14 protein-coding genes and 1 other annotated feature (1 of these 15 running past the window's edge) are annotated in these 13,019 nt (G+C 45.2%); of the genes, 4 read left to right on the plus strand and 10 right to left on the minus strand.

What is annotated here, in order from left to right; genetic code table 11:
- Positions 1-2: 2 nt before the first annotated feature.
- Together R7P69_RS09205 and cysS are read right to left on the minus strand one after the other, a co-directional pair.
- Positions 3-581, minus strand: coding sequence for a thymidine kinase (locus R7P69_RS09205; protein WP_042522050.1), 579 nt, complete (start codon positions 579-581; stop codon positions 3-5).
- 87 nt (positions 582-668) lie between these two features.
- The gene (gene cysS / locus R7P69_RS09210; protein ID WP_005378155.1) at positions 669-2,051 is read right to left on the minus strand and encodes a cysteine--tRNA ligase; all 1,383 of its coding nucleotides are present in this window, start codon (positions 2,049-2,051) and stop codon (positions 669-671) included.
- 202 nt (positions 2,052-2,253) lie between these two features.
- Here cysS and R7P69_RS09215 point away from each other — a divergent pair, with 202 nt between their 5' ends.
- The 4 genes from R7P69_RS09215 to R7P69_RS09230 all read left to right on the plus strand — a co-directional run bounded on the left by R7P69_RS09215 (position 2,254) and on the right by R7P69_RS09230 (position 5,462).
- Positions 2,254-2,748, plus strand: coding sequence for a peptidylprolyl isomerase (locus R7P69_RS09215; protein ID WP_005378156.1), 495 nt, complete (start codon positions 2,254-2,256; stop codon positions 2,746-2,748).
- Between the two features lie 60 nt (positions 2,749-2,808).
- Positions 2,809-3,546, plus strand: coding sequence for a UDP-2,3-diacylglucosamine diphosphatase (lpxH, locus tag R7P69_RS09220; protein WP_005378157.1), 738 nt, complete (start codon positions 2,809-2,811; stop codon positions 3,544-3,546).
- 98 nt (positions 3,547-3,644) lie between these two features.
- Positions 3,645-4,859 (plus strand): EAL and HDOD domain-containing protein, encoded by a 1,215-nt coding sequence (locus tag R7P69_RS09225; protein ID WP_017821720.1) that lies wholly within the window; start codon positions 3,645-3,647, stop codon positions 4,857-4,859.
- A gap of 87 nt (positions 4,860-4,946) precedes the next feature.
- Positions 4,947-5,462 (plus strand): YchJ family protein, encoded by a 516-nt coding sequence (locus tag R7P69_RS09230; protein ID WP_031812834.1) that lies wholly within the window; start codon positions 4,947-4,949, stop codon positions 5,460-5,462.
- 275 nt (positions 5,463-5,737) lie between these two features.
- Here R7P69_RS09230 and hisIE read toward each other — a convergent pair whose 3' ends face one another.
- The 8 genes from hisIE to hisG all read right to left on the minus strand — a co-directional run bounded on the left by hisIE (position 5,738) and on the right by hisG (position 12,914).
- A complete protein-coding gene (hisIE, locus tag R7P69_RS09235; protein WP_053307441.1) occupies positions 5,738-6,373 on the minus strand; it encodes a bifunctional phosphoribosyl-AMP cyclohydrolase/phosphoribosyl-ATP diphosphatase HisIE in 636 nt (211 codons plus the stop codon).
- Positions 6,370-7,143, minus strand: a complete 774-nt coding sequence (hisF, locus tag R7P69_RS09240) for an imidazole glycerol phosphate synthase subunit HisF (protein WP_004749837.1) — start codon at positions 7,141-7,143, stop codon at positions 6,370-6,372. The genes hisIE and hisF overlap by 4 nt, the downstream gene beginning before the upstream one ends.
- A complete protein-coding gene (gene hisA, locus R7P69_RS09245; protein ID WP_053307442.1) occupies positions 7,125-7,862 on the minus strand; it encodes a 1-(5-phosphoribosyl)-5-[(5-phosphoribosylamino)methylideneamino]imidazole-4-carboxamide isomerase in 738 nt (245 codons plus the stop codon). Before hisA ends, hisF begins: the two co-directional genes overlap by 19 nt.
- Positions 7,863-7,874: 12 nt before the next feature.
- Positions 7,875-8,489: an imidazole glycerol phosphate synthase subunit HisH gene (gene hisH, locus R7P69_RS09250; RefSeq protein ID WP_017821716.1), complete on the minus strand. Its 615-nt coding sequence runs from the start codon at positions 8,487-8,489 to the stop codon at positions 7,875-7,877.
- A 26-nt stretch (positions 8,490-8,515) separates the two neighbouring features.
- Complete coding sequence (gene hisB / locus R7P69_RS09255) at positions 8,516-9,589, minus strand: bifunctional histidinol-phosphatase/imidazoleglycerol-phosphate dehydratase HisB (protein WP_053307443.1); 1,074 nt, start codon at positions 9,587-9,589, stop codon at positions 8,516-8,518.
- A gap of 71 nt (positions 9,590-9,660) precedes the next feature.
- Positions 9,661-10,701: a histidinol-phosphate transaminase gene (hisC, locus tag R7P69_RS09260; protein WP_238952267.1), complete on the minus strand. Its 1,041-nt coding sequence runs from the start codon at positions 10,699-10,701 to the stop codon at positions 9,661-9,663.
- A gap of 12 nt (positions 10,702-10,713) precedes the next feature.
- Positions 10,714-12,012 carry a histidinol dehydrogenase gene (hisD, locus tag R7P69_RS09265; RefSeq protein WP_005378178.1) on the minus strand — a complete coding sequence of 433 codons (1,299 nt, stop codon included), beginning with the start codon at positions 12,010-12,012 and terminating at the stop codon, positions 10,714-10,716.
- A 5-nt stretch (positions 12,013-12,017) separates the two neighbouring features.
- Positions 12,018-12,914 (minus strand): ATP phosphoribosyltransferase, encoded by an 897-nt coding sequence (gene hisG, locus R7P69_RS09270; protein ID WP_005378180.1) that lies wholly within the window; start codon positions 12,912-12,914, stop codon positions 12,018-12,020.
- Between the two features lie 53 nt (positions 12,915-12,967).
- Positions 12,968-13,019, minus strand: a sequence feature (His leader region); it runs 86 nt beyond the window's last position.

Raw genomic sequence — 13,019 nt, forward strand, 5'->3', positions numbered from 1 at the left:
GCTTATTTACCGAGCGCTTCTTTGTAATGTTGGCGGCATACGGAGACATACTTATCGTTACCGCCGATCGCAACTTGATCGCCTTCTTTAATTGCCACGCCGTGTTCATCGGTACGAATAACCATATTCGCTTTGCGGCCGCAATGGCAGATTGTTTTGAGCTCAACCAGCTTGTCTGCCCAAGATAATAGATACTTACTGCCTTCAAAAAGTTCGCCTAGAAAATCGGTGCGAAGGCCGTAACACAATACTGGAATATGCAACTTATCAACGACTTCAGTAAGTTGATAAACTTGTTCTTTCGACAAGAACTGACACTCATCAACAAGAATACAGTGACGTTTTTCAACCTCATTCAGATCTGCGATCTCTTGATACAAATTGGTATCCTGACGAAATAAATGTGCGTCAGATTGAAGACCAATACGAGAGCTCACTTTACCGACACCAAAACGATCATCTAGCGCAGCCGTAAAAATAACTGGCGTCATGCCGCGTTCTTGATAGTTGAAAGAGGATTGAAGAAGCGTTGTTGATTTACCCGCATTCATTGCTGAGTAATAGAAATACATCTGAGCCACAGAGCATTACCTAAAGTTAAAGTTTTAATTTATGGAAATGGAAAATAAAAGGGCTGAATTATCAGCCCTTTAAAAATGAAAATTCAATTACTTACGACGCCACGTTGTGCCTTCTGGACCATCTTCCAGAACAATGCCCATTTCGGTCAGCTTGTCACGAGCCATATCTGCATTCGCCCAATCTTTCGCAGCACGAGAGTCGTTACGCAGCTTGATCAGAGCTTCGATTTCAGCCACTTCATCATCGTTACCTGCATCACCTTTTAGGAAGGCTTCTGGATCTTGGTGAAGAATACCGATCACATCTGCTAGTTCACGCATTAGCGCACCTAGCTCGCTCGCTTTCTCTAGGTTTTCTGTCTTCAGACGGTTAACTTCGCGCGCCATGTCGAACAGAACTGAGTACGCTTCTGGTGTATTGAAGTCATCGTTCATCGCTGCTGTAAAGCGAGATACGTACTCTTCACCACCAGCAGGCGCAGCGTTTAGGTCTAAACCACGTAGAGATGTGTACAGGCGCTCAAGCGAAGCACGTGCTTGGTTTAGGTTATCTTCGCTGTAGTTTAACTGGCTACGGTAGTGACCAGACATTAGGAAGTAACGCACTGTTTCAGCATCGTAGTGACCAAGAACGTCACGGATAGTAAAGAAGTTACCTAGAGATTTAGACATCTTCTCACGGTCTACCATTACCATGCCGCTGTGCATCCATGTGTTCACGTATTGTGTATCGTGTGCACAGCATGATTGCGCGATTTCATTTTCATGGTGTGGGAACTGAAGGTCAGAACCGCCGCCGTGAATGTCGAAGTGGTTACCTAGGATTGAAGAGTTCATTGCTGAACACTCAATGTGCCAACCTGGACGACCAGGACCCCATGGTGACTCCCACGTTGGTTCACCCGGCTTAGACATCTTCCAAAGTACAAAGTCTAGAGGGCTGCGTTTTGCTGTTTCGATATCAACGCGCGCGCCAGCTTGAAGCTGATCAAGGTCTTGCTTAGAAAGCTTGCCGTATTCGTTGAACTTACCCACTTCAAACATTACGTCACCGTTATCTGCAACGTATGCAAAACCGCGCTCGATTAGCTTCTCAACCAATTCGATGATTTCAGCAATAAACTGTGTCGCACGAGGTTCAACGTCCGGACGTTTCATGTTCAGCGCATCAAAATCAGCGTGCATTTCACCAATCAAACGCTCAGTCAATGAATCGCAAGACTCACCATTTTCTGCGGCACGTTTGATGATCTTATCGTCGATATCTGTGATGTTACGTACAAACGTCAGATCGTAGCCCAAGTAGCGAAGGTAACGTGATACAACGTCAAAAGAGACGAAAGTACGACCGTGACCAATGTGACAGAGATCGTAGATGGTAACTCCACAGACATACATACCGACTTTGCCAGCTGTAATTGGTTTGAATTCCTCTTTCTGTCTTGTGAGTGTGTTATATATCTTTAACATGATCTCTATCTATGATTGTGAATGAATAAAAGAAGATGAGTATATCAACTCCAACCTAGTTAGGTAATAGCAATTAACCGATAAAACGATAATCGGCTAAACTTCAAGCACAAAACGAAGAATTTCCTCTTCCTGAGTTTTTAAAGCACTAGAACTTAGGCTAGAATCTCGGGCTCAACACAACACAGTAAAGGAAAGTAGCATGATCACCCTTCACACTAATTTTGGTGACATCAAGATTCAACTAAACGAAGAGAAAGCGCCAGAGACAAGCGCAAACTTCCTTCAGTACTGCCGCGACGGTTTCTACGACAACACGCTTTTCCACCGTGTTATTGACGGCTTCATGATCCAAGGTGGTGGTATGGAGTCTGGTCTACGTGAAAAAGCGACTCGTGCACCTATCAAGAACGAAGCAAACAACGGCCTAAGCAACAAAGTGGGTACACTTGCTATGGCACGTACTATGGAGCCGCATTCAGCAAGCTCTCAGTTCTTCATCAACGTAAACAACAACACATTCCTAGACTTCCGTAGCGAAAGCCTAGATGGTTGGGGTTACTGTGTGTTCGGTGAAGTAATCGAAGGCATGGACATCGTAAATAAGATCAAAGGCGTTAGCACTGGTTCTTACGGCATGCACCAAGACGTACCTCTAGAAGACGTAGTAATCACTGGTACAACAATTGAAGAGTAATTCTTAGGAATTATTTTTAAAAGATAAGTTAATGGGGAGGCATAGCTTCCCCTTATTTCTATGACGACATTATTTATTTCCGATCTTCACCTTACCCCATCACGTCCTGATATCACGGAATGTTTTGTGACGTTCATGCGAACAGAAGCAACAAAAGCTGATGCACTTTATGTACTCGGCGATCTGTTTGAGTTCTGGATTGGTGACGATGACAACACCCCTTTTGCAGACCAAATCCGTGCAGAATTTAAAGCACTGACGGATGCGGGTGTGCCAACTTTTTTCATCCAAGGCAATCGAGATTTTTTACTCGGCAAACGCTTTTGCAAAGAAACCGGTATGACATTACTCGACGATGTCTGCACGATTGATCTTTATGGTCAAAAAGCCGTAATCCTACATGGCGATACGCTCTGCATTGACGATGTGAAATACCAAGAGTTTAGAAAAACCGTTCACAAGCCATGGCTACAATGGTTGTTTAACCGTATTCCTTGGTTCATTAAGAAGAAAATTGTCTCAAAAGTTCAATCCGATATTCGTGATGATAAAATGAGCAAGTCATTAGATATCATGGACGTTAACCAAAATGAGGTCGAGAAAGTGATGTCTCAGAACTGCGTCAACATAATGATTCATGGTCACACACATCGCCCGAACACACATTTTTTTGACGTCGATGGCATTAAAAAGACCCGAATTGTTTTAGGGGATTGGTATACGCAAGGCTCAGTTTTAAAAGTAAATTCTGATAGTTTTGACCTGCAAACGAGACCGTTCATACAGAATTTGCGTTAAGCATGTAGAGCGTGTAGAAGATTCACGCTCAAGTCGTAGATATTTTGTAAAAAATCGCTATTATCATAATACTAAGTTAAACAGAACGAAGTACCTAATTGAAGTATTCTTACGTAGCTCGCCAACCGATTCTGGATAGAGAAAAACGAACCATAGGTTACGAACTCCTCTTTCGAGACGGCCCTAAAAATACCTTCCCTGAAGTAGAACCAGAGCTGGCTACTAGTCGACTGCTATCCGATCATTTTTTGTCGACGCATTACAACACATTAGGAAACAAACTTGGCTTTGTTAACTTTCCGCATCAAAGCTTGGTGAACTTGGTCCCAACTTTGTTTCCTAAAGAATCTCTCGTCATTGAAGTCCTTGAAGACTGCCAACCGACAGAAGAACTGTTAGAAGCCATCAAGCACCTTCATGAGTGCGGGTACAAAATTGCTCTGGATGATTTTGTTCCGACGAAAGCTTGGAAGCGTTTTCTTCCATACGTTTCCATGATCAAGTTTGATATTAGACTTGTGCCGATCAAGAAAGCTGCCATTTTTATTCAGGCGTTGAGCCCATTTAAAATCGACTTTCTTGCGGAAAAGGTAGAGACCTATGAAGAGTTTGAGCAAGCTCTAGAAGCCGGTTTTAACTATTTTCAAGGGTATTTTTTTAGCAAACCTGAGATGATCCAGAAAAAACGGTTGAACCCCGCGTTTCTTACCGTCATCCAACTTTGTAAAGAGATTGCAGATAAGCCCATCGACTTCAATGAGGTTGAACGTCTGTTTTCGATTGATGTGACGCTGTCATACAAGCTGCTTACTTACGTAAATTCAGGATATACATTAACGACTAAGATCAAATCGTTCAGACAGGCGCTTATTTATCTGGGTGAAGAGCGACTACGACGCTTTATTTCCTTAGTTGCAATTGCCTCCGTTCAAGAAGATAAACCTGACTCTCTTTACTCTTTAGCGATTCAGCGTGCACGAATGTGTGAACTGCTACTTAGTCAAATGAACACTAGGTATGACCCTGGGCAGGCTTTTTTGACAGGCATGTTTTCTTTGCTCGGATCTTTGCTCGATCAACCGCTCTCGGATGTCATTGAAGATATCCCCGTTGACGAAGATATAAAACTCGCATTAACCAGTCGAAAAGGCGTACTTGGTCACTTACTTTCGATGACGATCGCCTACGAACAAGCGGACTGGGAGTTAGCCGAGCGATATTGCACCGTTCTTAAATTAACCGAACCTCAATTAGCAGACGCTTTTAATCAATCGACGGAATGGGCTCAAGAACTGCTGTCTCAAACGCCCTAAACGGCTATAATGCCCCAAAGAATACCTGCGACCTCACTTATGTGGGGTTGTTTGTTTTTACCGCTTAATTAATCGAGATTTCATTTTATGGCTTCTTCTTGTCCTTGCGGCTCTAACCGCACCTACCAACAGTGTTGTGAAATTGCCCACAATAACCACGCTGACGTCACCACTCCGGAGCAGCTAATGCGCTCTCGTTACAGCGCGCATGTGTTAGGTCTAGTGGATTACGTGGTGAACACATACCACCCAAGCTGTAATGCAGAAGAGCAACGTGAAGGCATTGCCCAATCTATCGACAGCGATTGGTGCAAGCTTGAAGTTGTAAAAACAGAAGCTGGCAGTAATGACAATGAAGGCTTTGTAGAGTTTAGCGCTTATTTTGATGAAGACGGCAAACGCTACTGTATGACAGAGCGTTCTCGTTTCGTGAAAGAAAATGGGCTTTGGTACTACATTGACGGCACGTTTCCAGAAGAAGAGCTAGAAGAAGAACCAGAACAAGATCCTCGCCTAAACCAACCAGTGAGTAGCCTAAAAGTAGGTCGTAACGACCCGTGTATCTGTGGAAGCGGTAAGAAATTTAAGAAGTGTTGTGGGTAAGATCATCCACTCCTAGCTTATTGAGCTCGATTTAATTGGATTCTTGACTTCGCCTAGGTTCGTTGGAGTGACGTGAATATATGTACCTATTTGAAGTAAATAACTCTACTGCAAGTACCATTAGAAAATATACCGTCATTCTGAACAGCGAGGGACGAGCGTGATTCAGAATCTAATCGCCACCAGCACTGTTGCCGGTTTTTGCCCCGAATCAAGAACACTAAAGTAAAAAGCCCCTAGGCTCGAGAGCATAGGGGCTTTCACTTATCGCAAGCTTACTTATGACGCTCTTTCAGTTTGTTCACTACGTCATTCATCGATAAGCCTTGGTCTTGAAGCAATACCATTAAGTGATAAATCAAATCTGCAGATTCACACACTAACTCCGCCTTATCGCCCGACGTCGCCGCAAGCGCGACTTCAACGCCTTCTTCGCCCACTTTTTGCGAAATACGCTTGGTGCCACGGGCATAAAGACTGGCAGTATAAGAGGAATCTGGGTCGGCACTCTTGCGGGCAGCCAATAGCTGCTCAAGTTGATGAAGCCACACCATTTGTGACTCCTCTTGAGGGTCCACATCCCAGCAAGTTGTGTTACCCAAGTGACACGTAGGACCAATGGGATTCACTTTCACCAGTAGCGTATCGTTGTCGCAATCGAGCTGAATGTTCACTAGTTGCAATACGTTGCCGGAGGTCTCACCTTTCGTCCAAAGACGCTGCTTGGTACGAGAGAAAAACGTCACTTGACCTGTTTCGCCCGTTTTTGCCAACGCATCTTGGTTCATATAACCCATCATAAGCACTTGGCTTGATTGGAAATCTTGTACGATAGCAGGTACCAGACCATCCACCTTTTCCCAGTTGATTCGCTCAACTAGCGAACTTACTTCGGCGGCTTTCACACTCATAGTCGTACCTCAATGCCTTGTTGTTTCAAATACTGCTTTAGTTCACCAATATTGATGACTTGTTTGTGGAATACCGATGCGGCAAGCGCGCCATCCACATTTGCTTTTTGGTATGCTTCCGCAAAGTGCTCCATAGCACCTGCCCCACCCGATGCAATCAATGGCACGTTACACACTTCACGCACCATGTTAAGTTGTTCAATATCGTAACCGTTACGTACGCCGTCTTGGTTCATCATGTTCAGTACGATTTCACCAGCGCCACGCTTTTGTACTTCTTGCACCCAATCACGTGTTTCCCATTGAGTTGCTTTGGTGCGTTCTTCATCGCCAGTAAACTGGTAAACCTGATACTTGCCTGTCTCTTTGTCGTAGTATGAATCGATACCAACGACGATACATTGCACACCAAACTTATCAGCAAGGTCAGTAATCAGTTGCGGGTTAGCCAATGCAGGTGAGTTAATAGACACTTTGTCTGCACCAAACTCAAGAATGCGCGCTGCATCTTCCGCTGATTTAATACCACCAGCGACACAGAAGGGAATATCAATCACTTCAGCAACGCGAGCGACCCAACTTTTGTCAACGACACGCCCATCACTTGAAGCGGTAATATCGTAGAACACAAGCTCGTCAGCGCCTTCTTCCGCATAACGCTGCGCCAGAGGAACGATGTCGCCAATGATTTCGTGGTTGCGGAACTGGACGCCCTTCACCACTTGTCCATCACGAACATCAAGACATGGAATTATTCGCTTTGCCAGCATGCAAATGCCTCCTCTGCTGTGAATTTACCATCTAACAGCGCACGACCAACAATCACACCAGCCACACCGCTGCCTTTTAGCGCTTCGATATCTGCTAATGAGCCAATGCCACCTGAAGATTGAAACTGCACTTGTGGGTACTGTTTACATAGATCGACATAAAGCTCTACGTTTGAGCCTTCTAGCGTACCGTCACGAGAAATGTCCGTACAAAGCACGTGCTGCAAACCTACCGTCAGGTAATCGTTGATCAGAGCTTCGATAGTCACGCCTGAATCTTCTTGCCAACCAGAAATCGCTACTTTACGTGTGCCGTCTTGATCGATGTTGATGTCTAGCGCGAGAACGATTTTCTCTGCACCGTATTTTTCCATCCAACCTTTCACAAGCTCTGGCTGTTTTACTGCTGTTGAGCCAACGACAACACGCTGAGCCCCCGCTTCTAGCAGCTCAATCACGTCTTGCTCTGTGCGCACTCCGCCACCGATTTGGATGTTCGCTGGCGTGCTTGCTAGTAGCTTTGCAATTAAATCAAGTTGACGTGCTGTCGTGTCTTTCGCGCCAGTTAAATCCACCAAGTGCAGCCAGTTAGCACCAGCTTGGTGGTACAAGTTGAACTGCTCTGCTGGGTCGACTTTGTACTCAGTTACTTGGCCGTAATCACCTTGATAAAGGCGAACCACCTGTCCTTCAATTAAATCAAGAGCTGGAATAATCACACTAAATCCCTTTTATAATTCTAAGAAGTTTTGAATAAGCTTCGCGCCCGCTTTTGAAGAACGCTCAGGGTGGAATTGCACGCCGTAATAGTTACCGCTTTGTACTGCTGCTGTGAACGGGTTGCCGTATTCACATTCCGCAATCGTGTAATCCCCAACAGGCATCGCAAAGCTGTGCACGAAGTAGAAATACTCTCCTTCTTCAATATCTTTGAAAAGTGGATTACCTGCTTTTGCAGAGACCGTGTTCCACCCCATATGCGGCAACGGCAAATCGCCAGTTTGTAGTAGCTTCACTTCGCCATCACAAAGTCCAAGACACTCAACTAACTCGTCGGCTTTCTGCCCTTTCTCTTGAGACACTTTGCCCAACAGTTGCATGCCTAAACAGATACCTAGTAATGGCTTTTCTACCTGTTTTACCAAGCTGATCAGATCGCGCTCTTCTAGGTTCTTCATCGCTTCGCTGGCGGTTCCCACACCCGGTAGGAATAGCTTATCTGCGGATAATACGACTTGCGGATCTTTTGAAATCGTTACGTCATAGCCTAGGCGTTCAATGGCAAACTTCACCGAAGAAACGTTGGCACAGCCAGTATCGATAATGACAACTTTCTGTTCTGTCACTGTTTTTCTCCTTGCTAACGTTAGCCTTAAAGCACGCCTTTACTACTTGGTAGCTCAGTGCCTTCTACTTTGATTGCTTGGCGTAACGTACGACCAAACGCTTTAAATAGACTTTCAATGATGTGGTGATCATTGTTGCCCGCAGAAGAAAGGTGCAACGTACACGCTAATGTGTCAGTCAGAGAGCGGAAGAAGTGAACCACCATCTCTGTTGAAAGATCACCCACTTGCTCACGACTAAACTGCGCGTCGAACTTAAGGTAAGGACGACCTGATAGGTCTAGTGCGCATTGCGCCAAACACTCATCCATTGGCAAGCTAAAGCCAAAGCGACCAATACCACGCTTGTCACCCAGTGCTTCTTTCAACGCTTGACCCAACGCAAGAGCGGTATCTTCTACTGTGTGGTGATCATCAATGTGCAGGTCACCTTCCACTTTGCACACCATTTGGAATCCACCGTGCGTCGCAATTTGATCCAGCATGTGGTCAAAAAAGCCAAGACCTGTAGAAATATCGTTACCGCCTTGCTCGTCAAGATTAACGAATACTTTAATGTCTGTTTCTTTTGTGGTGCGAACCACTTCAGCAACGCGAGCCTTCACCGTGAGATCTTTTAGGATCTGTTTCCAACCCATGGTTTCTGGGTTGTATTGAATGCCACGAATTGCCATGTTTTCTGCAAGTTGAAGATCGGTTTGACGATCGCCAATCACAACAGAGTTTTGAAAATCCACTTTGCCACCTTGAAGGTACTCTTTTACCAAGCCCAATTTAGGCTTACGGCAAGAGCAGTTATCTTCATCGAAGTGAGGACAAATCAGCACATCATCAAACTTCACACCTTGAGATTCAAAGATCTCCATCATCATGTTGTGTGGTGCATCAAAATCAGCTTGTGGGTAACTGTCGGTACCCAAACCATCTTGATTCGTGACCATCACTAGACGGTATCCTGCATCCTGCAACGACAACAGGCTTGGGATAACAAATGGCTCCAGTTTTAGTTTATCTAAACGGTCTACTTGAAAATCAATCGGCGGCTCAACAATTAAGGTGCCATCACGGTCGATAAAGAGGATTTTTTTTTGTTTGCTCACTCGGGAACTTCCTTATTGCTATTCTTTTGGCGCTCCCGCTATTGAGCGAGAGCGATAAATTCTGTCTCTATTTATGCGTAGTAGTTTCTGATAAATCCAAGCGTTTTTTCGCACTCGTCACGGTTACCCACACTGATACGCACACAGTTTTCAATTGGCGAGTTACGCAAAATAATGCCCGTATCCCAAGCCGCTTTGAAAAGGTCATCGCCATCTGGGAATTTCACCAATAGGTAGTTCCCCCACCCTTCAAACACTTCCAAGCCCGGAATCATTGAAAGGCCAACTTGCAAGTAAGCACGGTTTGCATTCAAATCGAGAACTTGAAACTTCGCTCGCGCTAAACCAGCTTCCGAAAGCGCCTGAGTCGCAATTTCTGCCACTGGAACTGGGACTGGGTAAGGTGCGATAACTTTAAGAAGTACATTAATCAGCTCTTCGTTCGCAAGCGTAAATCCACAACGCAGACCTGCAAGCGCAAAAGCTTTCGACAGAGTACGCAGAATTGCAAGGTTCGGGTATTGCGCCAGTAGGTCTACCGTTGACGCTTCTGGACAAAAATCGATGTACGCTTCATCCATCACCACAATTGCACGGTCTTTTGTCATCTCAAGCAGAGACACAATGTCTTCACGCTTAACCAAGTTACCCGTTGGGTTGTTTGGCGAACATACAAAAACCAGCTTCACGTTATCCAGATTAGCTTCGATGCCTGCAAGGTCTAGTTGCCAATCTGACGTTAGCGGCACGGTTTTACGCTCTACACCTATGGTTTCTGCACTGATGGCGTACATACCGTAAGTCGGTGGGCAGTAAAGAATCGCATCTTCACCCGGCTCACAGAAAGCACGAATCAGTAGTTCAATACTTTCATCAGCACCGCGAGAAGTCAGCGTTTGTTCTGGTTTCACACCCGCATACGCTGCATAAGCGGAAATCAGTTCTTTCGGTTGGCATTCGCTGTAACGATTAAGACGAGCAAAGTCTGTTTTATATTCATTATTGAATGGCGATTCGTTGGCGTTTAGCCATACGTCACCCGTACCACCGATTCGGCGAGCCGACATATAAGGGGTAAGCTTTTGGACTTGTTTACGCGCTAGCTTTTCCATCTCATTACTCTCTTATTCTTTCTTACTTGCTAATTTTTCTACGCGAATGGTCACTGCACGTTTGTGCGCATCCAGACCTTCTGCTTCCGCCATGGTGACCACAGTTGGTGCAAGGTTCTTTAGGCCATCAGCAGACAGTTCTTGAACCGTCATACGCTTGGAGAAATCGGCCAAACCTAAGCTTGAATACGTGCGTGTGTAACCGTAAGTAGGAAGAACGTGGTTGGTGCCCGATGCGTAATCACCTGCTGATTCAGGCGACCAATCACCTAGGAAGATAGAACCTGCGTTATCTAATAGAGGTAAAAGCTCGCGTGGGTTCTTAGTCTGAACAATTAAGTGCTCAGGACCGTAGTAATTCGAAATGGAAACCGATTGAGTAAGAGACTCGGCAATGATGATCAAGCTTGAAGCCAATGCTTGCTCTGCGATGTCCGCACGAGATAGCTCCTTAAGCTGACGTTGAACCGCATCCGTCACTTGATCAGCAATCACAGGAGAAGGAGTCACCAATACCACTTGAGAATCAGGACCGTGTTCTGCTTGGCTCAAAAGATCCGCAGCGATAAAGTCTGCATCTGCGGTTTCATCGGCAATCACAAGAACTTCTGATGGCCCTGCTGGCATATCAATCGCAGCACCGCGGAAATCATTGCTAACCTGTCGTTTTGCTTCGGTCACGTAAGCGTTGCCCGGACCAAAGATCTTATCTACTTTCGATACAGTCTCGGTGCCATAAGCCATTGCAGCAACTGCTTGGCCACCACCGACGTTGTACACTTCATCAATGCCACACAGCTTCGCGACATAAAGGATCTCATCAGCGATTGGCGGTGGAGAACAAAGAACGACTTTACGACAACCTGCAATTTTTGCAGGAACGCCGAGCATCAAAACAGTCGATGGCAAAGGCGCACTGCCACCAGGAATGTACAAACCCACTTTTTGAATTGGACGTGTTACTTGTTCACAAAGAACACCTGGCTGCGTTTCCACCTTGAGCGGTTGCGGCTTTTGCGCTTTGTGGAACTTAGAAATATTGGCGTAAGCTTGCTCTAGTGCGCTCTTCATTGACTCTGACAAACGCTCTGACGCTGCCTTAATTTCCTGAGAAGAAACACGAATGGATTCAGGCTTAACACGGTCAAACTTTTCTGTCAGCTCAATAAGAGCAGAGTCACCTTCTTCTCGAACTTTAGCAATAACTTCGGCCACAGCAGTGGTGATATTGGCACCTTCTGCAATAGCAGGGCGCTCCAAAATAGAGTCTTGCTGATTCTCACTTAATGATTGCCAAACGACTGTTCTCATGATGCTTACTCCATCATTTTTTCAATTGGTAGAACGAGAATTGAACTTGCGCCCAACTCTTTCAGCTGTTCCATTGTTTCCCAGAATAGGTTTTCAGAACTCACTAAGTGAACAGCCATTTTCTGCTTATCTGCAGAAAGAGGAAGAACAGTTGGGTCTTCAGCACCTGGCAGTAGTGCTTTAATTTGATCTAACTTCTCTGCTGGGGCGTGAAGCATAATGTACTTAGATTCTTTCGCTTGCTGCACGCCTTGCATGCGAGTTAACAGCTTTTCGATTAGCGCCACTTTGTCTGCGTCGAACTCACCTGTGCGTTGAATCAATGTCGCTTTTGATTTAAAGATAATTTCAGCTTCTTTAAGGCCGTTCGCTTCCAGTGTTGCACCTGTAGAAACCAAATCAGCGATAGCATCAGCGAGACCCGCGCGAGGGGCAACTTCTACAGAGCCTGTCAGCATACATGTAGAGAATGGAACGCCGGCTTCATCCATGTACGCTTTTAGAAGTTGAGGATACGTTGTAGCAATACGCTTGCCAGCTAAGTCTTGTGGACCGTTGTACTCTTCGTCCTTGTCGATTGCGATAGATAAACGACAGCCACCAAAATCAAGTCGACGAAGCTGAACAAACTCGCAGGGTTCACCTAATGCTTTGCGGTCAAGGCGAACTTCTTCTAGTTCATTTTCGCCAATAAAGCCAAGGTCAACCACGCCATCCATAATTAAACCTGGGATGTCGTCGTCACGAACCAAGAGTAAATCAATTGGCATATTTTCAGAATGGACAACTAAACGCTCGCCCATTACGTTGAACTTTACGCCGCACTGTTTTAGTAGAGCTTGACTCTCTTTGCTAAGACGACCTTTTTTCTGAATTGCGATTCTTAAACGTTGTGTTTGCATTGCTTTGTCCCTATGCAAGATTTTGATATCTAAGTATTTTTCAAACTAATAAAACTAAAAAACCCTCGGGAGATTGAAGTCTCCCGAGGGTTTAAAATCTGCTTT

Origin of the sequence: Vibrio sp. 661 (genome assembly GCF_033339315.1) — a bacterium.
Lineage (GTDB): Bacteria > Pseudomonadota > Gammaproteobacteria > Enterobacterales > Vibrionaceae > Vibrio > Vibrio alginolyticus.

Coding starts and splice junctions, on each gene's coding strand:
- cysS (WP_005378155.1), bottom strand. CDS start 2,051: ATGTTAAAGATATATAACACACTCACAAGACAGAAAGAGGAATTCAAA.
- R7P69_RS09215 (WP_005378156.1), top strand. CDS start 2,254: ATGATCACCCTTCACACTAATTTTGGTGACATCAAGATTCAACTAAAC.
- lpxH (WP_005378157.1), top strand. CDS start 2,809: ATGACGACATTATTTATTTCCGATCTTCACCTTACCCCATCACGTCCT.
- R7P69_RS09230 (WP_031812834.1), top strand. CDS start 4,947: ATGGCTTCTTCTTGTCCTTGCGGCTCTAACCGCACCTACCAACAGTGT.
- hisIE (WP_053307441.1), bottom strand. CDS start 6,373: ATGAGTGTGAAAGCCGCCGAAGTAAGTTCGCTAGTTGAGCGAATCAAC.
- hisF (WP_004749837.1), bottom strand. CDS start 7,143: ATGCTGGCAAAGCGAATAATTCCATGTCTTGATGTTCGTGATGGACAA.
- hisC (WP_238952267.1), bottom strand. CDS start 10,701: ATGGAAAAGCTAGCGCGTAAACAAGTCCAAAAGCTTACCCCTTATATG.
- hisD (WP_005378178.1), bottom strand. CDS start 12,012: ATGAGAACAGTCGTTTGGCAATCATTAAGTGAGAATCAGCAAGACTCT.
- hisG (WP_005378180.1), bottom strand. CDS start 12,914: ATGCAAACACAACGTTTAAGAATCGCAATTCAGAAAAAAGGTCGTCTT.